The sequence below is a fragment of the Pseudomonas sp. TH07 genome (genome assembly GCF_016651285.1).
Classification (GTDB): domain Bacteria; phylum Pseudomonadota; class Gammaproteobacteria; order Pseudomonadales; family Pseudomonadaceae; genus Aquipseudomonas.
The window spans coordinates 2,452,235-2,469,339 of the sequence record NZ_JAEKED010000001.1 but is presented as its reverse complement, the minus strand read 5'-3'; the positions used below and the strand labels follow the sequence as shown (position 1 = coordinate 2,469,339).

The window sequence follows — 17,105 nt, the reverse complement described above, 5'->3', positions numbered from 1 at the left end:
GCAGAGAATTTCAACGCGTACAGGAACCTGTTGACGATCTAACGAGCGACGCTCAGCGATGTTTAACGCCGCATGAGCGAAGCGCAGCAGATCATCAACAGGATCCAGGGCGTCGGTGTCAGGTCACGCTGTTGCGCACCTGGAATTGCGCCTGGTCCCAGGTCTTTTGATCGAGGATTTCGCCAAGGATCTGCACCGCATCCCAGACTTCGGTAAAGCTGGTGTACAGCGGGGTAAAGCCGAAACGCATGATACGTGGCTCGCGATAATCGCCAATCACGCCACGGGCGATCAGGGCCTGGATCACCGCATAACCTTGCGGGTGCTCGAAGCTGACGTGGCTGCCACGACGCGCATGCTCGCGCGGGGTGATCAGGGTCAAACCGTGGGCGCCGCAGCGTTGCTCGACCAGTTCGATAAACAGGTCGGTCAGCGCCAGGGACTTGCGGCGCAGGCTGGCCATGTCGGTCTGGGCGAAGATGTCCAGGCCGCACTCGACCATCGCCAGCGAGGTGATCGGTTGGGTGCCGCACAGGTAGCGGGCAATGCCGCTGCTCGGCTCGTAACGCGATTCCATGTCGAACTGGCGGGCATGGCCGAACCAGCCCGAAAGCGGCTGTTTCACCAGGTCGACCAGCGCCGGCGCGACCCAGGCGAACGCCTGGGAGCCCGGGCCGCCATTGAGGTATTTGTAGGTGCAGCCGATGGCGTAGTCGGCACCGGCCTGCTTCAGGTCCACCGGCACGGCGCCAGCGGAGTGGGCCAGGTCCCAGATGGCCAGGGCGCCGCACTCGTGGATCAGCGCAGTGGTGGCCTGCATGTCGTGCATGTGCCCGGTCTTGTAGTTGACGTGGGTCAGCATCACCACTGCGGTGTCCTGGTCGATGGCTTGAGGCAGCTCTTCGGGGCTGTCCACCAGGCGCAACGAATAACCCTGTTGCAGCATCTCGGCCAGGCCTTCGGCGATGTACAGGTCGGTGGGGAAGTTGCTGCTTTCGGTGACGATCACCCGACGCCCGGGAGCCCGCAGGTTCTGCACCTGCAACGCCGCGCTGAGCACCTTGAACAGGTTGATCGAGGTGGTATCGGTGACCACCACTTCGCCCGCACCTGCCCCAATCAAACCGGCCAACTGGTCGCCCAGGCGCTCGGACAGGGCACGCCAGCCGGCGCTGTTCCAGCTGCGGATCAGGCCATTGCCCCACTCTTGCTCAATCACCTGCTGTGCCCGCGCCAGGGCAGCCACCGGCCGCGCACCGAGGGAGTTGCCATCGAGGTAGATCACCCCTTGCGGCAAGGCAAACTGCTGGCGCAGCGGGGCCAGCGAATCTTCTGCATCGAGGGCCAGGCAAGCGTTTCTGGTAGTCATGAAATTTCCTTGGTCAGGGATGAGTCAGCGTCTCGACGGGCGGCGGCTTGCGCTTCGCGCCGGGGTCGAGGGACGCTCTCCAGGGGCTGACGGCCCCTGTACGCTGGGTAAATAATGAACGATGCTTTAAAGAATTTTCGTGCAAAATGAGCGACCCGATCGTAGTTGACTCGAAGATTCTTCGACTTAAACCCTGAAAAACGCGGATAAATGCCAACCATGATTCTCGACTCCACAGACCTGCGCATCCTGCATGTACTGCAACAGGACGGGCGCATCAGCAACCATGAGCTGGCGGAAAAAGTCGCCCTGTCGCCCTCCGCCTGCCTGCGCCGCCTGCGCCTGCTGGAGAGCGAAGGAATCATCAATGGCTATCGCGCCGAGCTGAATGCCGAGCGCCTGGGCATCGAGCTGGAGGCCATCGTCCATGTGTCGCTGCGCCAGGACGTCGACGACTGGCACGAGACCTTTATCAAGAAGGTCCAGCAGTGGCCCGAAGTGGTCACCGCCTACGTGGTGACCGGCGCCAGCAACTATGTGCTGCGGATCCAGGCGCGCAACCTCAAGCACTTCTCGGATTTCATCGTCAATCACCTGAACCGCACCTCGGGCGTCACCGATATCCGCTCCGAGATCGTCCTGCAGAAGATCAAGGAAAGCTCGCAACTGCTGGACCTGCTGCCCAGAAAATAGCTGCAACAAGGCCTGCTTCCGGTCGTCAGAACCGGCGCAGGCTGCGGGCCTCGTTGCGTTGCAGGGTGGCGCTGGGGGCTTCGTTGAACAGCTTGCGGTACTCCGCGGAAAACCGCCCCAGGTGGGTGAAGCCCCAGCCCAGGGCGATCTCGGAAATATTGCGCGCCGAGCCATGCTCGAGGATTTCCCGGCGCACCGCGTTCAGGCGGTATTTTTTCAGGTAGACCATCGGCGACAGGGCCAGGTACTTCTTGAACGCCTCGAACAACTTGAAGCGCGACACCCCGGCGGCGGCCTCCAGGTCTTCGAGGTGAATGGCCTCGCGCGCATTGTCGTGGATGTACTGCCGAGCACGAACCAGGTAGTGCGGCAGCTTGACCTGCAACACCTCGCCCAGCTCATCGGAATAGTTGTTCGGCTGGGCCAGGATCAAGCCCTTGATCAGCGAGCTTTCGATGTCGCGGGTAAAGGCCAGTTGCTCGTAGAGCACGTTGCTGCGTTCCAGCTCGGCGATGAAATAACGCGCCATGCGCCACCACGACGCGGACGCGCCATCCACCGCATCCATCACCGCCTCGAAGCGCAGGGGCGCGTCCAGCGGACGTTGCAGCAGGACTTCCAGCGCCTCGTTCATGGCTGCACGGGTGATCACCACCTGGACCTTGCGGCAGTCACCGGAGATCGACAGCACCTGGCTTTCGTTGGGCGAGATGATCACCCCCTGGTCGCGGTTGGACTTGAGCAGGCGGCCATCCCGGCTCAGCTCCTGTTCGCCGCTCAGGGGCAGGCTCAGGCTGTAGCTGCTGAAGCGCTCGGCGTCTTCGATATCGACCCGCACATCGGTGCCGTACTCGATGGTCCCCAGGGTGGTGGCGCGGGATTTGAAGACATTGGCGCTGTGGTGAAAGCGGATGCGCTCGGGATTCGCGGTTTCGAGCCGGTGCGGCCCGCAGATACCGGACATCCAGCTCCTGGCGCTTTCGAGGTCGTAGTGGTCGATACAGATATCGCGAAACTGCGAATCGGCTTTGCTGTTCATCAGGTACACCCACGGCAATTTTTTTGCGCGCTCTGACGGCGCGTCTCTCGCTTGAACAGCAAGTTCTGCGCCTGAAACGACCACCGCCTACTTAGCGGATAACAATCCCTGACTAAGTGGATAACACCCGGCTGCCGTCCCCTGAACATGCCTCGCTGCTGTCGGCCACATTAGCCCATCGCTGCATCGCGGTGCAGCCGTTGGTCGAGTGGTGCACCGGGTTGGGTATTAGACGCACAGGCGGGAGCGCTGGGGTGTTACCTCGGAGGGGGCAGGGAGTTGTTTGGGTGGATGTGAGGGTCAGCGCAGCGTCGCGGGCTCGGCAGCGGCACAGGGGTGAGCGGCGGCAATTTTCTGGATGGCCTTGGGCAATTAAGCGGATAGCCACCCGGGGCCGTCACTCCCTCTAATGAGCGCACCTGATTGCCCTGAATAAAAAGGTACCGACTCATGAATGGTGCAAGAACCACAGAACAATGGAAAAGCTTCATCGAGGGCTGCCTCGATTTTCGTCCGGCCGACGGCGTGTTCCGGATTGCCCGGGATATTTTCACCGAGCCCGAGCTGTTCGATCTGGAGATGGAGCTGATCTTCGAGAAGAACTGGATCTACGCCTGCCACGAAAGCGAACTGGCCAACAATCACGACTTCGTAACCATGCGCGCCGGGCGCCAGCCGATGATCATCACCCGCGACGGCGAGGGTCGTCTCAACGCGCTGATCAACGCCTGCCAGCATCGCGGCACCACCCTGACCCGGGTCGGCAAGGGCAACCAGTCGACCTTCACCTGCCCTTTCCACGCCTGGTGCTACAAAAGCGACGGCCGCCTGGTCAAGGTCAAGGCCCCGGGCGAATACCCGGAAGGCTTCGACAAAGCCACTCGCGGCCTGAAAAAGGCCCGCATCGAAAGCTACAAGGGCTTTGTGTTTATCAGCCTCGACGTGAACGCCGACAACAGCCTGGAAGACTTCCTCGGCGATGCCCGGGTGTTCTTCGACATGATGGTCGCGCAGTCGCCCACCGGTGAGCTGGAAGTGCTGCCCGGCAAGTCGTCCTACACCTACGACGGCAACTGGAAGCTGCAAAACGAAAACGGCCTCGACGGTTATCACGTCAGCACCGTGCACTACAACTACGTGGCCACCGTGCAGCACCGCCAGCAGGTCAACAGCGAAAACGGCACCAGCAGCGCCGGGACCCTGGACTACAGCAAGCTCGGCGCCGGCGATGCCAATACCGACGACGGCTGGTTCGCCTTCAACAACGGCCACAGCGTGCTGTTCAGTGACATGCCGAACCCGGCCGTGCGCTCCGGTTACGCCACCATCATGCCGCGCCTGATCGAAGAGCACGGCCAGGCCAAGGCCGAGTGGATGATGCACCGCCTGCGCAACCTGAACATCTACCCAAGCCTGTTCTTCCTCGACCAGATCAGCTCGCAGTTGCGGATCATCCGCCCGGCGGCCTGGAACAAGACCGAGATCGTCAGCCAGTGCCTGGGAGTCAAGGGCGAGTCGGATGCCGACCGCGAAAACCGCATTCGCCAGTTCGAGGATTTCTTCAACGTGTCCGGCATGGGCACCCCCGATGACCTGGTGGAATTCCGTGAAGCCCAGCGTGGTTTCCAGGCACGCCTGGAACGCTGGAGCGATATCTCTCGCGGCAACCATCGCTGGCTCACCGGGCCCACGGCCAACAGCGAAGCCATCGGCATTCAACCGGCCATGACCGGCGCCGAATTCACCCACGAAGGGCTGTACGTCAACCAGCACAGCAACTGGCAGAAGTTCCTGCTCGACGGCCTCGACGCCCAATCCCTGAAGCTGCGGGAGGTATGACCATGAATGCGCAATTGCAGTACCAGATCGAGCAGTTTTTCTACCGTAAATCCGAGCTGTGCGATGCCCAGGACTGGGACGCCTACCTGGCGCTGTTCGACCCGCAGAGCGAGTTCCACCTGCCGCAATGGGATTCCGAGCACGTCTACACCCGCGACCCCAAGCGCGAGATGTCGCTGATCTACTACGCCAACCGTGGCGGCCTGGAGGACCGGGTGTTTCGCCTGCGCACCGGCAAGGCCGCTTCCGCCACACCGATGCCACGCACCCTGCACCTGATCAACAACGTACGCATCGCCGAACAGGGCGACGGCAGCCTCGAAGTGCGCCTCAACTGGCACACCCTGTTCTATCGCCTGGCCACGTCCGAGCAGTTCTACGGCCAGGCCACGTACCGCCTCACGCCCCACCAGGGCAGTTGGCTGATCAACCGCAAGCACGTGTTGCTGCTCAACGACAGCATCAACTCAGTGCTCGATTTCTATCACCTCTGACGCCGCGGACATCGCCATGAACCACAAGGTCGCGTTCAGCTTTGCCGATGGCAAGACGCTGTTTTTCCCCGTGAAACCCAATGAAATATTGCTCGATGCCGCGCTGCGCAACGGCATCAATATCCCCCTCGACTGCCGCGAAGGCGTGTGTGGCACCTGCCAGGGCCGCTGTGAGTCGGGCCAGTACAGCCAGGATTACGTCGACGAGGAAGCCCTCACCGTCCAGGACCTTGAGCAACGCAAGATGCTCAGTTGCCAGACCCGCGTACAGTCCGACGCGGCGTTCTATTTCGACTTCGACTCCAGCCTGTGCAACAGCGCCGGGCCCGCGTCCCTGAGCGGCTCGGTGATCGAGGTCCGGCAGGTCAGCGAAAGCACCGCGATCCTCTACCTGGACCTGGGCAGCAGCGAGCCGACCCTGGACTTCCTGCCCGGGCAATACGCGCGGCTGACGGTGCCCGGCACCTCGAACAAGCGCTCCTACTCGTTCGCCAACCGCCCCGACAGCAACAACCAGCTGCAGTTTCTGATCCGCCTGCTGCCCGACGGGGTGATGAGCAACTACATCCGCGAGCGCTGCCTGGTGGGCGACACCCTTCAACTGGAAGCGCCGCTGGGGGCGTTCTACCTGCGCCATGTCGCCAAGCCGCTGATCCTGGTGGCCGGCGGCACCGGGTTGTCGGCCCTGCTGGGCATGCTCGACCAACTGGCCGACATGGGCTGCGAGCAGCCGGTGCACCTGTATTACGGAGTGCGCGGCGCCGCCGACCTGTGCGAAGGCGAGCGAATTGCCGCCTACGCCGAGCGCATTCCGGGCTTTCGCTACACCCCGGTGCTCAGCGAGCCCGACGCCCAATGGTCGGGCAAGCGCGGTTATATCGCCGAGCACCTGGACAGCAGCGAACTGCGCGACAACGAAGCCGACATGTACGTCTGCGGTCCGCCGCCGATGGTCGAATCCATCCGAAACTGGCTGCAGGAACAGCCACATAAGGCGATTCAGCTGTATTACGAGAAGTTCACCGAGAGTAATATCTGATCCTTCTGCAACAGGATGATCGAACCACCCGACTACTCGGATCGGTCCTGATAACAACTAAAAGAGAGCGTAATTAGTGGATCAAATTGTGAAACAGGGTGAACTCAAGCGAGGCTTGAAAAACCGTCATATCCAGCTGATCGCCCTGGGCGGGGCGATCGGCACCGGTTTGTTCCTGGGTTCTGCCGGCGTGCTCAAATCCGCGGGTCCGGCGATGATTCTCGGCTATGCCATTGCCGGCTTCATTGCCTTCCTGATCATGCGCCAGCTCGGCGAGATGATCGTCGAAGAGCCGGTTGCCGGCTCCTTCAGCCACTTCGCGCATAAATACTGGGGCGGTTATTTCGGCTTTCTGGCCGGCTGGAACTACTGGGTGCTGTATGTCCTGGTGGGCATGGCCGAACTCACCGCCGTGGGTAAGTACGTGCAGTTCTGGTGGCCGGAAATACCGTCCTGGGTCAGCGCCGTGGTGTTCTTCGTGCTGGTCAACCTGATCAACATGATGAACGTGAAGTTCTTCGGGGAGACCGAGTTCTGGTTCGCCATCATCAAGGTGGTGGCCATCATCGGCATGATCGCCCTCGGCTGCTACATGCTGTTCAGCGGCAGCGGCGGGCCCCAGGCGTCGGTGAGCAACCTGTGGAGCCACGGCGGGTTCTTCCCCAATGGCGGCACGGGCCTGCTGATGGCCATGGCCTTCATCATGTTTTCCTTCGGTGGGCTGGAGCTGGTGGGCATCACTGCCGCCGAAGCCAGTGAGCCGCGCAAGGTGATCCCGAAGGCGATCAACCAGGTGGTCTACCGGGTCCTGATCTTCTACGTCGGCGCCCTGACCGTGCTGCTGTGCCTGTACCCGTGGAACCAGTTGCTGGAAACCTTGAACGCTTCCGGCGACACCTACAGCGGCAGCCCGTTCGTGCAGATCTTTGCCCTGATCGGCAGCGACGCTGCGGCGCACATCCTCAACTTCGTGGTCCTGACCGCGGCGCTGTCGGTCTACAACAGCGGCGTGTACTGCAACAGCCGTATGCTCTACGGCCTGGCCGAACAGGGTGACGCGCCAAAAGCCATGATGAAGCTCAACAAACAGGGCGTGCCATTGCTGGCCCTGGGGGTTTCGGCGCTGGTCACCCTGCTGTGCGTGGTGGTCAACTACCTGGCGCCCAAGGAAGCGCTGGAGCTGTTGATGGCCCTGGTCGTGGCCTCGTTGATGATCAACTGGGCACTGATCAGCCTGACTCACATCAAGTTCCGCAAAGCCATGGGCGAGCAAGGCGTGGTGCCGTCGTTCAAGACCTTCTGGTTCCCCTTCAGCAACTACCTGTGCCTGGCCTTCATGGCCATGATCATCGTGGTGATGCTGATGATCCCCGGCATCCGCGTCTCGGTGTATGCGATCCCGGTCTGGGTCCTGGTGATCTGGGGCTTCTACCGCATGCGCCTGGCCAACAAGGCCGCGCAAACCGCGCTGCAATAAACCCCGCGTAAAGCAAAACGGCCCGGCATTCAGTGAATGCCGGGCCGTTTTTTTTGGCTCGCTATCAGAGCGACGAACGCACGCGCCACAGCTCGGGGAACAGCACGGTGTCGAGCATCTTGCGCAGGTAGCCCACGCCCTCAGTGCCGCCGGTACCTGGCTGGAAGCCGATGATGCGCTCCACAGTCGTCACATGGCGGAAGCGCCACTGGCGGAACGAGTCTTCGAGGTCGATGAACTTCTCGGCCAACTGATACAGGTCCCAGTAGCGCGAAGGATCGGCGTAGACCTCGCGCCAGGCGGCCTCCACGCTGGCGTCGTGTTCGGTCGGTGCGGTGCTGGAGCGCTCCAGGCGCTGCGGGTCGATGCTCAGCCCGGCCTTGGCCATCAGGCCGATCGCTTCGTCATACAGCGACGGCGTGGCAATCGATTGCTCCAGGGACTGCAACAGCTCCGGGCGATGGGCGTGGGGACGCAGCAGGGCCGCGCTCTTGTTGCCGAGGATGAATTCGATTTCCCGGTACTGGAACGACTGAAAGCCCGAGGACTGCCCCAGGTACGGGCGGATCGACTTGTATTCCGAAGGGGTCATGGTCGCCAGTACCGCCCAGGCGTGCACCAACTGGTCGAAGATCCGCGACACCCGCGCCAGCATCTTGAACGCCGGCGGCAACTCGCCCAGGCGCACATGCTCACGCGCGGCCTTGAGCTCATGCAGCATCAGCTTCATCCACAGCTCCGAGGTCTGGTGCTGGATGATGAACAGCATCTCGTTGTGGTCCGGCGACAGTGGGTGCTGGGCGCTGAGGATGCGCCCCAGGTCCAGGTAGTCGCCGTAGCTCATGGAGTCGGAAAAATTCAGCTCGGCGTTATGCCACTCTTCCGGCTGATGGTTGGGTGAATAGGGACATTGACTCATCGCGTGGGCTCCTCACGTCAGGGGGGTGGCGTGCCGTTCGCGGGGGCGCGAGGAATGCAATCCAGGCGCGGCAGCGGGCGACGGCACGCTTCGTTGTTGTGGAAAACTAGCGTCGCAACGGACGCAGGATGGCCCGAACCGGGCTTGCATCCAGGTGGGCAAAACGCAGCGGCAGGGCGATCAGTTCGTAATCCCCTGCTGCGACGTCATCGAGTACCACACCTTCAAGAATCGCCATGCCATGGCGCGCCACGGCGTTGTGGGAGTCCATGGTCTTGGATTGCTGCGGGTCCAGGGACGGCGTGTCGATGCCGATCAGGCGCACGCCCAGGCCGGCCAGCAGCTCGACGGTCTCCGGGGCGACGGCGGTGAAATCCGCATCCCACTCACTCAGCGGCGCCTGTTGATAAGTGCGCAGCAAGACCCGCTCGGGCAGGTTATCCAGGTGCCCGTGCAGGTCTTCGGGCCGCACCAGCGGTCCACTGTTCAGGCAATGCACAACCCGGCACGGGCCCATGTACACATCCAGCGAGACCTCGCCGATGGGCGCGCCGTCGGCGCTGTAATGCAGGGGCGCGTCGACATGGGCACCCGTGTGCGGGGACAGGGTGATGCGCCCGACGTTCACCGGGCACTCGGGCCCGAACTGCCAGACCCGCTCTTCCTGAAACGGCGTATCGCCCGGCCAGGTGGGGGTCGCGGTGCTCAAGGGCGGGCTGATATCCCACCAGGCTGTGGTTTTTTCCATTGTGCTGCTCTCGACCAATGCGAACTGAATCATACGAGTGATGCCTGTGTAGATTCTTGCAAAATACTTCGGCATCGCTCGGATCTTTCGCAAATTCTTCTACGAAAAGGCCATTTCACACGCGGAAATATCAATGACCTCGCGGCGCTGGGCCGACCTGCTCCCGGGCTGCGCTTCTGGGTACCCCGATGTCGAGTTCAGACAACTGGCCACAGGCCGGGCGCTATAGGGTGCTGCTTCAGTTCTGCCACATCACCCGGAGCCCCACATGAACCAGCCCATCACCGTTCTGCGCGACACGCACCCACTACCGGTACTCGACGCCTGCAAGTGGGAAAAGCTCGAAGGTGACCCGCACACCGTCAACCTCAACGCCTACACCAGCGAGGACGGCAGCAAGATCATGGGCACCTGGATCTGCACGCCGGGCAAATGGTACGTGGAGTATGTGAAGTGGGAGTACTGCCATTTCCAGGAAGGCTACTGCGTGATCACCCCGGACGGAATGGCGCCGATCCACTTGCGCGCGGGTGATATTTTCGTGGTCGAGCCGGGGATGAAAGGCACCTGGGAAGTGGTGGAGACGGTGCGCAAATACTTCGTTTTCGCCTGAGCAAAAAGCCGAGGGCGCGCCCGACGCGGGCCCTCGGAAACGCCCCGTCTACTGGGGCTTGCGATAGCTGTTGATGATCGCCGAGAAGTCCTTGCCACCTTCACCGCGCTGGCTCATGGCCTGGTACAACTGCTGGGCCACTGCGCCAAGAACCACCGGCTGGTGCACCTGGCGTGCCGCCTCGGTGGCCAGCCCCAGGTCCTTGAGCATCAGTTCGGCACCGAAACCACCGGTGTAGCCGCGCGATGCCGGGGCGGTTTCAATCACTCCCGGCCACGGGTTGTAGGTGTCGGAGCTCCAGCAACGGCCAGTCGAGCTGTTGATGATTCCCGCCAGCACCTGGGTATCGATCCCCAGCGCATCGCCCAGGGCCATGGCTTCACTGACGCCGATCATCGAGATGCCCAGCAGCAGGTTGTTGCAGATCTTGGCAATCTGCCCGGTCCCGACTTCACCGCAATGCACAATGTTGCGCCCCATCTGCGCCAGCACCGGCTGCAGGGTGGCGAACAGCTCGGCATTGGCCCCGACCATAAAGGTCAGGGTCCCGGCCTGGGCCCCGCCGGTACCGCCGGACACCGGAGCGTCGGCCATGGCCACGCCCTGCCGGGCCGCGGCCGCCGCCACTTCACGGGCGGTCTGCGGGTCGATGGTGCTGCAATCCACGGCCGGCACGCCGCGGGCGATACCCGCCAGTACACCGTCTTCGCCCAACCACACGCTGCGTACATGGGCGGCGGCCGGGAGCATGGTGATCACCAGCTCGCTGCCCTCGGCGGCGGCGCGTGGCGAGGCGCTGATGCTGCCGCCCAGGGCCGCCAGTTCCGCCAGCACCGTCTGGTTCAGGTCGAACAGGTTCAGCGCGTGGCCGGCCTTGATCAGGTTGCGCGCCATCGGCGCGCCCATGTTGCCCAGACCGATAAATGCAATCTTCATGGCCGACTCCTTAACGCAAGTTGATGGTGGTGTTCACACCGTCATTGACACTGTCATCGTCGAACCAGCGGCTGGTGACGGTCTTGGTCTGCGTGTAGAACTGCACCACTTGCTTGCCGTACGGGCCCAGGTCACCGAGCTTGGAACCGCGGGAACCGGTGAAGCTGAAGAACGGCACCGGCACCGGAATCGGAATGTTGATCCCGACCTGGCCAACGTCGATTTCGCTCTGGAACTTGCGCGCTGCCGCACCGCTCTGGGTGAACAGGCCGGTGCCGTTGCCGAAGGGGTTGGCGTTGACCAGGGCGATGGCCTGATCCAGGGTGTCGACCTCCAGCACCACCAGCACCGGGCCGAAGATTTCCTGGGTGTAGATCTGCATGTCGGTGGTGACCCCGGAGAACAGGGTCGGGCCGATAAAGTTGCCTTGTTCGAAACCCGGGACCTTGATCTGGCGACCGTCCAGCTCCAGGGTGGCGCCCTCTTTCACGCCGCTTTCGATCAGCTCGAGAATGCGCGCCTTGGCCTTTTTCGACACCACCGGCCCGACATCGGTGCCCGGCTCGCTGCCGGCATTGACCTTGAGTTTCAGGGCCAGGGCCTTGAGGTCCGGCAGCCATTGCTTGGCTGCGCCTACCAGCACCACCACCGAGGTCGCCATGCACCGCTGGCCGGCGGCACCGAAACCGGCGCCGACCAGGGCATTGAGGGTCTGCTCGCGATTGGCGTCAGGCAGCACCACGGCATGGTTTTTCGCGCCCATCATCGATTGCACGCGCTTGCCATGTTTGCCGGCGAGGTCGTACACATGGGTGCCCACGGCGGTCGAGCCGACGAACGACACGGCCTTGATGTCCTTGTGGGTGCACAACGCATCCACCACGTCCTTGCCACCGTGCACCACGTTGAGCACGCCGGCCGGAACCCCGGCCTCGATCGCCAGCTCCACCAGCAGCAGGGTCGACAGCGGATCCTGCTCGGATGGCTTGAGCACGAAGGTATTGCCGCAGGCGATGGCCATCGGGAACATCCACAGCGGAATCATCGCCGGGAAGTTGAACGGGGTAATGCCGGCGCAGACGCCGATCGGCTGGCGCAAGGTGTAGGTATCGACCCCGCCGGCGACGTTCTCGGCGAACTCACCCATCTGCAGGGTGCCGATCGAGCAGGCGTGCTCGACCACTTCCAGGCCACGGAAAATATCGCCCTCGGCGTCGGCAATGGTCTTGCCCTGCTCGGCGCTCAGGACCACCGCGATACGCTTGGAATGTTCACGAATCAGGGCTTGCAGCTTGAGCATGATGCGCATGCGCGCGCCGATCGGGGTCAGCTTCCAGGTCTGGAAGGCGCGATGGGCGGCGTCGATGGCGGCGTTGACTTCTTCAGGGGTGGCAAACGGCACCTTGGCCAGCACTTGCTGGGTGGCCGGGTTGACGATGTCTTGCCAGTGGGTGGTCTTGGACTCGACCCATTCGCCGTCGATCAACAGTTTGGCCTGTTGCACAGCGGTGTCGGCAGACGTGAGCGATGCGTTCATTGGTGGTCTCCAGATCTTGTAGTTATGCAAGAGAGCCAAGGCGTAGGTCGCCTTGAGATGAGGCGTGCGTCGCGAATTGGTGATCGGACTGTTTTTGGAGTATAGATGTGCAAATTACTAATAAGAACGCACATAAAAGCCGGTCCATCATGCAAAAAAACATCACCTCCCTGGGTGCCCTGAACTGGGATGACCTGAAGTTTTTTCTCGAAGTGGCCCGTACCCGCAAGGCCAGCAGTGCGGCCAAGCGCCTGGCGGTGGACTACACCACGGTGTCGCGGCGCATCAGTTCGCTGGAAGGCGCGCTGGGCACCCTGCTGTTCGAAAAGTCCCGCACCAACGGCTTTATCCTGACCGCCGAGGGCCAGCGTCTGCTGGGGTATGCCGAGTCGATTGAAAGCACCCTGCACATGGCCTGCGAGCAGGTGTCGGGCTCCGGCGTGGCCTTGTCCGGCCATGTGCGCATGGGCTGCACCGAGGGTTTCGGCAGCTTCTTCATCACCCCGCAGTTGAGCCATTTCGTCGACGCCTACCCCGCGATCTCGGTGGATATCCTGCCCCTGCCGCACTTCATCAGCCTGTCCAAGCGCGAAGCCGACATTGTCATCGCCCTCGAACGCCCGGAGCACGGGCCCTACGTCTGCTGCAAACTGTGCGACTACCGCCTGCAGCTCTACGCCACCCAGGACTACCTCGACCAGCACGCGCCGATCCGCCGCCCGGCAGACCTCAGCGAGCACTCGTTCATCAGTTACGTCGACGACCTGGCCTTCAGTTCCGAGCTGCTGTACCTGGCCAATGTCGTGCCCGGCGCCAGCGCCAACCTGCGCAGCACCAGCGTGATCGCTCAATACGTGGCAGCGCAGCAAGGGCGCTCACTGGCGATCCTGCCCTGCTTCCTCGCCGCCCAGGACCCACGGCTGCTGCCGGTGCTGCCCGAAGAGATCAATATCACCCGCCAGTTCTGGATGTACTGCCGCGAAGACCTGCGCAAGCTCAAGCGCATCACCCTGTTGTGGGATTACATCCGTGAGGTGACTGAGCAGAATCAGCCGCTGTTGATGGGCGACTCGCGGGAAATGCGTTTTGCCGATTGACGCCTGCAGGTAGACTGCGCGGCTTGTCACTTGAACGACCCGCGCAACGGCCAGGTGATGGGCGAAAGCGAAGTCTATGACTTGGTCGGTTACGGCAGCCCCTTCAGATGGGGTTCCAGGGATTGGCCCGCGGTTTCCAGCGGCATGACCGAGATCGGCCCCAACCTGCCTGGCGGCATTGGCGACCCGCCGGGTAACCCATGACCAGGCGGGCCCCTGAGCCTCGCGCAAACACGCAACCATTGGCCGCCGTTCAGCGGCAGCCCCACCCAATCTTAAGGACCAAGATGAGTTCGTCCCCCGCAACTATCATCGGCATGAAAGTGCACTGCAACGCCTGCGAAAAGGAATTCCCCATCGGCAAGAAGCAGCAGGTCATGCTGCGCGAAGACCAGCCCATCCCGTGCAAAGGCTGCAAGGTCGAGCTGGTGATATCGGCTGAAGAGAAGCAGCGCTTCCTGGGTTTCGACAACCCGGCCAAGCCCATGATGCTGGCCATGATGATCAGTGGCTTGCTGGCGGTCTGCGTGTTCGGCGGGACCTTTCTCGGCCTGGTGCAATCGGACGGCCTGGTGCTGGCGGCGGTGGTGGTGATGATCGGCAGCAACCTGGTGTTGGGCCCGATGATCAGAAACGCGACCAAGCACCTGATGGTCAAGCTCGACCCCAAGGACGCCCCGGCGGCAGCGCCAGCAGCCCCTTGAAACCGGACTTGCCGGCCTGCCGCCCAGGCAGGCCGGGCCACTAGTCGGCGATGACCACGATCGACACCCGACGGTTTTCCGTACGCCCGGCGGCGGTGCTGTTGGAGGCCACCGGCTCGCTGCTGCCCAGGCCGCGCAGTTGCACGTTCTCTTCACGCATGCCGACCTGGGTCAGGACCTTGGCCACGCTTTTCGCTCGGCGCAGCGAGAGTTGTTCGTTGTAGCTTTCCTTGCCCGACGCGTCGGTGTGGCCATCGACCCGGACCTTCTGGATGTTCACCCCCAACAGGGCCTTGCCGATGCGCTCGACGATCTCGGTGCTGGCCGGGTTCAGGGATTCGACATCGCTGCCAAACAGCACCTTGCCCGACAGGCCAAAGGCCCAGCCCTCATCGGTCAGTTCAAACCCTTCGTGCTTGAGCACGGCTATCTGCTGCGGGGTCAGGCCCTTGGGGGGCACGCTCTGGCAGCCGGTCAGGCCCAATACGGCCAACAGCATGATTGCGGAAAAAAAGCGTAAGGAACGCTGAGTCATCGAGAACAAAGGATTAGCTCCTGGATTGAACATGAACGACGGGGTGCTCCGACCCCACGGTGTGTTGGCCACCACGCGACATGCGCTTGGCCTGGTACATCGCCGCGTCGGCGGCATTGAGCAGGCCGCCCGGCGTGGCGCCATGATCGGGGTAGACCGCGATGCCGATACTGAGGGAAGTCAGGATCGAGGTGTTTCCCGGTAACTGAATCGGCATTTCCATGCTGGCGATGATCTTGTCGGCAATACGCTGGGCATCCTCCACCCGGTGCAGCGGCGTCAGCAGGATCGCGAACTCGTCCCCACCCAGGCGCGCCACCAGGTCATCCTCGCGCAACTGCGCGCGGATCCGCGTGGCCACGGCGATCAGCACCGCGTCACCGGCGGCATGGCCGAAGTTGTCATTGACGCTCTTGAAGCGGTCGCTGTCGAGAAACAGCACGGCCACCCGCTCATTGAGCTTGCTCGCACCGCGCAGGGCACGGATCAGCCGCCCCTCGAAAAACGCTCGGTTCGGCAGGCCGGTCAGGCTGTCATGACTGGCCTGGTGCGCGAGGTTTTCATTTTCGCTCTGCAGGTGCGTCTGCCAGGCTTCCAGCTCATCGAGCAAGGCGTTGAAGTCGTTGCCGAGGTTGTCCAGCTCGGCGATTTCCGCCGGCGGCACCCGCTGGTCGAAGGCCCGTTCGCGACGCGCGGCGTGGGCCACTTCGGCCAGGCTGCGCAAGGGGCCGGTGATCCCTCGCAACTGGCGCCGCGCCAGGTACAGCGCGGCCCAGGCACTGATGGCGGTGCACAGCACGATGCCGACCAGGCCGCTGAACAGGAAGCGCATCAGGCTGCCACCGTGGCCGGTCAGGTTGACTGTGCCGACTTCGCGCCCCTGGTGCAGGATCGGCATGGAAATCGGTTTTTCCAGGAAGGTCCGGGCAATCTGCATCTCCAGATCGGTCAGGAACCCGCTTTCCGGGCGCTCCCAACTGGCCAGCAGCTTGCCGTTCTTATCCAGGACCTGGGCATCGGCCACTTCCTCGGTCGAGGCGATCAGCGCCAGCGCTTCAGTCGCCGCCGCACTGTCGTTGAACACCACGGCCGCCTCGACCGTGTAGTTGATCGAACGCGCGATCAGGTGCAGGTTGTGGTCGGCGTACACCCGCAGCGCCAGCACCCCGAGCAGGGTCAGCGACACGCTGGCCATAGAGATCGCCAACAGGGCCACGGTCAAATGCCCGCGGCCAATGACCGAGCGTAGCGTGGGACGAGTATCGGATTTGAACAGATTCATGACGCCGCCGGCCGTCGACGCGAGAGCTGCAGCACGCTGGGGTGGATGCGTACGCCACTGCGGGCCACCGAGTCCAGATTGACCTCGAACGACACCTGGTCGTCACTGACCCGCAGGCAGAACAGGCTGCCCACGGTGCACTGATCGCCACCCTCGCTGATGCTCAGGACCGGACGACCGCTCAGGGACGTGAACAGCCGGGCACGCTCCTCGTTGCTCAGCTTGCCGATGTACACCGCATCGCATTCCGTGGCCAGCGCCGGGCTGTCCGCCAACAGGCGTCGCACCAGCACCGGGCGGCCGGTGGCCTGAGTGGTGCCCTTGACCAGGTCGTCGGTGTATTCGGTGGGCCCGGCCACACATAAGCGCAGTTGCGCCGGTTCTACCGGCCAGCGGGCATAACTGAGAATGCCCAGGACCACTTGGGTCACGGCCTGGGCCCGCTGCTCGGCCAGGCTGGGCGCAGGCTCTGGTTGCGCGAAAGCGACAGCATTCAGCGAACAGATAACAGCCGCCAGCAGTACCCGCCTCCAGCCAGCAAAGCGTCCTGTCGTCCAGACAGCCACGTTCATGCAGGGATTCTCTTTGATCGTCATGAAATGATGCCGCAACGATAGCACAGCCATGGAAATGCCAGGGAGACAGGCATCATGAATAGCCAGCTATTGGTTTAGAAAAAACTGAACTAATGATTTGAACCTGCCTATTCTTCCTGACCGCGCCGGCTGCTTAAGATCGACGCCAGAGTGAGCAGCCCACGCGCTGCACCCGACGAGACCGGATC

General features: G+C 62.7%; 18 protein-coding genes. 9 read left to right on the top strand and 9 right to left on the bottom strand.

The genetic code is table 11. The annotated features are described in order from the left end of the window. Positions 1–118: 118 nt before the first annotated feature. Entirely contained in the window at positions 119–1,369 is a 1,251-nt protein-coding gene (gene kynU, locus JFU57_RS11510) for a kynureninase (protein WP_201129332.1), read from the bottom strand. A gap of 219 nt (positions 1,370–1,588) precedes the next feature. On the opposite strand from kynU, the gene JFU57_RS11505 reads away from it, so the two are divergent. Then, entirely contained in the window at positions 1,589–2,062 is a 474-nt protein-coding gene (locus JFU57_RS11505) for an Lrp/AsnC family transcriptional regulator (protein WP_078474050.1), read from the top strand. Positions 2,063–2,087: 25 nt separating this feature from the next. On the opposite strand, the gene JFU57_RS11500 is transcribed toward JFU57_RS11505, so the two are convergent. Next, on the bottom strand, positions 2,088–3,101 hold the full coding sequence (locus tag JFU57_RS11500; protein WP_078474071.1) for an AraC family transcriptional regulator: 1,014 nt from the start codon (positions 3,099–3,101) through the stop codon (positions 2,088–2,090). 450 nt (positions 3,102–3,551) lie between these two features. Here JFU57_RS11500 and antA point away from each other — a divergent pair, with 450 nt between their 5' ends. The 4 genes from antA (at position 3,552) to JFU57_RS11480 (ending at position 7,950) form a co-directional block, all read left to right on the top strand. Beyond that, the gene (antA, locus tag JFU57_RS11495; RefSeq protein WP_201129330.1) at positions 3,552–4,940 is read left to right on the top strand and encodes an anthranilate 1,2-dioxygenase large subunit; all 1,389 of its coding nucleotides are present in this window, start codon (positions 3,552–3,554) and stop codon (positions 4,938–4,940) included. A gap of 2 nt (positions 4,941–4,942) precedes the next feature. Next, on the top strand, positions 4,943–5,434 hold the full coding sequence (gene antB / locus JFU57_RS11490; protein ID WP_078474052.1) for an anthranilate 1,2-dioxygenase small subunit: 492 nt from the start codon (positions 4,943–4,945) through the stop codon (positions 5,432–5,434). A 16-nt stretch (positions 5,435–5,450) separates the two neighbouring features. After that, positions 5,451–6,473 (top strand): anthranilate 1,2-dioxygenase electron transfer component AntC, encoded by a 1,023-nt coding sequence (antC, locus tag JFU57_RS11485; RefSeq protein ID WP_201129329.1) that lies wholly within the window; start codon positions 5,451–5,453, stop codon positions 6,471–6,473. A 76-nt stretch (positions 6,474–6,549) separates the two neighbouring features. Then, positions 6,550–7,950, top strand: a complete 1,401-nt coding sequence (locus JFU57_RS11480; RefSeq protein WP_078474054.1) for an amino acid permease — start codon at positions 6,550–6,552, stop codon at positions 7,948–7,950. 64 nt (positions 7,951–8,014) lie between these two features. Here the strand turns inward: JFU57_RS11480 and kynA are convergent, their stop codons facing one another. Both kynA and kynB read right to left on the bottom strand, forming a co-directional pair. Next, positions 8,015–8,869 (bottom strand): tryptophan 2,3-dioxygenase, encoded by an 855-nt coding sequence (kynA, locus tag JFU57_RS11475; protein ID WP_201129328.1) that lies wholly within the window; start codon positions 8,867–8,869, stop codon positions 8,015–8,017. 106 nt (positions 8,870–8,975) lie between these two features. Beyond that, on the bottom strand, positions 8,976–9,617 hold the full coding sequence (gene kynB / locus JFU57_RS11470) for an arylformamidase (protein WP_201129327.1): 642 nt from the start codon (positions 9,615–9,617) through the stop codon (positions 8,976–8,978). A gap of 268 nt (positions 9,618–9,885) precedes the next feature. On the opposite strand from kynB, the gene JFU57_RS11465 reads away from it, so the two are divergent. Beyond that, entirely contained in the window at positions 9,886–10,230 is a 345-nt protein-coding gene (locus tag JFU57_RS11465) for a cupin domain-containing protein (protein WP_078474056.1), read from the top strand. 48 nt (positions 10,231–10,278) lie between these two features. On the opposite strand, the gene mmsB is transcribed toward JFU57_RS11465, so the two are convergent. Further along, the gene (gene mmsB / locus JFU57_RS11460; protein ID WP_201129326.1) at positions 10,279–11,166 is read right to left on the bottom strand and encodes a 3-hydroxyisobutyrate dehydrogenase; all 888 of its coding nucleotides are present in this window, start codon (positions 11,164–11,166) and stop codon (positions 10,279–10,281) included. Positions 11,167–11,176: 10 nt separating this feature from the next. Beyond that, entirely contained in the window at positions 11,177–12,703 is a 1,527-nt protein-coding gene (locus JFU57_RS11455) for a CoA-acylating methylmalonate-semialdehyde dehydrogenase (protein ID WP_201129325.1), read from the bottom strand. 149 nt (positions 12,704–12,852) lie between these two features. Between JFU57_RS11455 and JFU57_RS11450 the strand changes: the two genes are divergently transcribed. The 3 genes from JFU57_RS11450 (at position 12,853) to JFU57_RS11440 (ending at position 14,504) form a co-directional block, all read left to right on the top strand. Then, positions 12,853–13,800 carry a LysR family transcriptional regulator gene (locus JFU57_RS11450; RefSeq protein ID WP_020297064.1) on the top strand — a complete coding sequence of 316 codons (948 nt, stop codon included), beginning with the start codon at positions 12,853–12,855 and terminating at the stop codon, positions 13,798–13,800. 30 nt (positions 13,801–13,830) lie between these two features. Further along, the gene (locus JFU57_RS11445; protein WP_201129324.1) at positions 13,831–14,004 is read left to right on the top strand and encodes a hypothetical protein; all 174 of its coding nucleotides are present in this window, start codon (positions 13,831–13,833) and stop codon (positions 14,002–14,004) included. Positions 14,005–14,087: 83 nt separating this feature from the next. After that, entirely contained in the window at positions 14,088–14,504 is a 417-nt protein-coding gene (locus JFU57_RS11440) for a hypothetical protein (RefSeq protein WP_201129322.1), read from the top strand. Positions 14,505–14,544: 40 nt separating this feature from the next. On the opposite strand, the gene JFU57_RS11435 is transcribed toward JFU57_RS11440, so the two are convergent. The 3 genes from JFU57_RS11435 to JFU57_RS11425 are packed head-to-tail and all read right to left on the bottom strand — an operon-like array spanning position 14,545 to position 16,893. Beyond that, the gene (locus tag JFU57_RS11435) at positions 14,545–15,039 is read right to left on the bottom strand and encodes an OmpA family protein (RefSeq protein WP_178103009.1); all 495 of its coding nucleotides are present in this window, start codon (positions 15,037–15,039) and stop codon (positions 14,545–14,547) included. 13 nt (positions 15,040–15,052) lie between these two features. Then, positions 15,053–16,321 carry a diguanylate cyclase domain-containing protein gene (locus tag JFU57_RS11430; RefSeq protein WP_078474061.1) on the bottom strand — a complete coding sequence of 423 codons (1,269 nt, stop codon included), beginning with the start codon at positions 16,319–16,321 and terminating at the stop codon, positions 15,053–15,055. After that, positions 16,318–16,893: a YfiR family protein gene (locus JFU57_RS11425; protein ID WP_201129320.1), complete on the bottom strand. Its 576-nt coding sequence runs from the start codon at positions 16,891–16,893 to the stop codon at positions 16,318–16,320. Before JFU57_RS11425 ends, JFU57_RS11430 begins: the two co-directional genes overlap by 4 nt. Between the last annotated feature and the right edge of the window lie 212 nt (positions 16,894–17,105).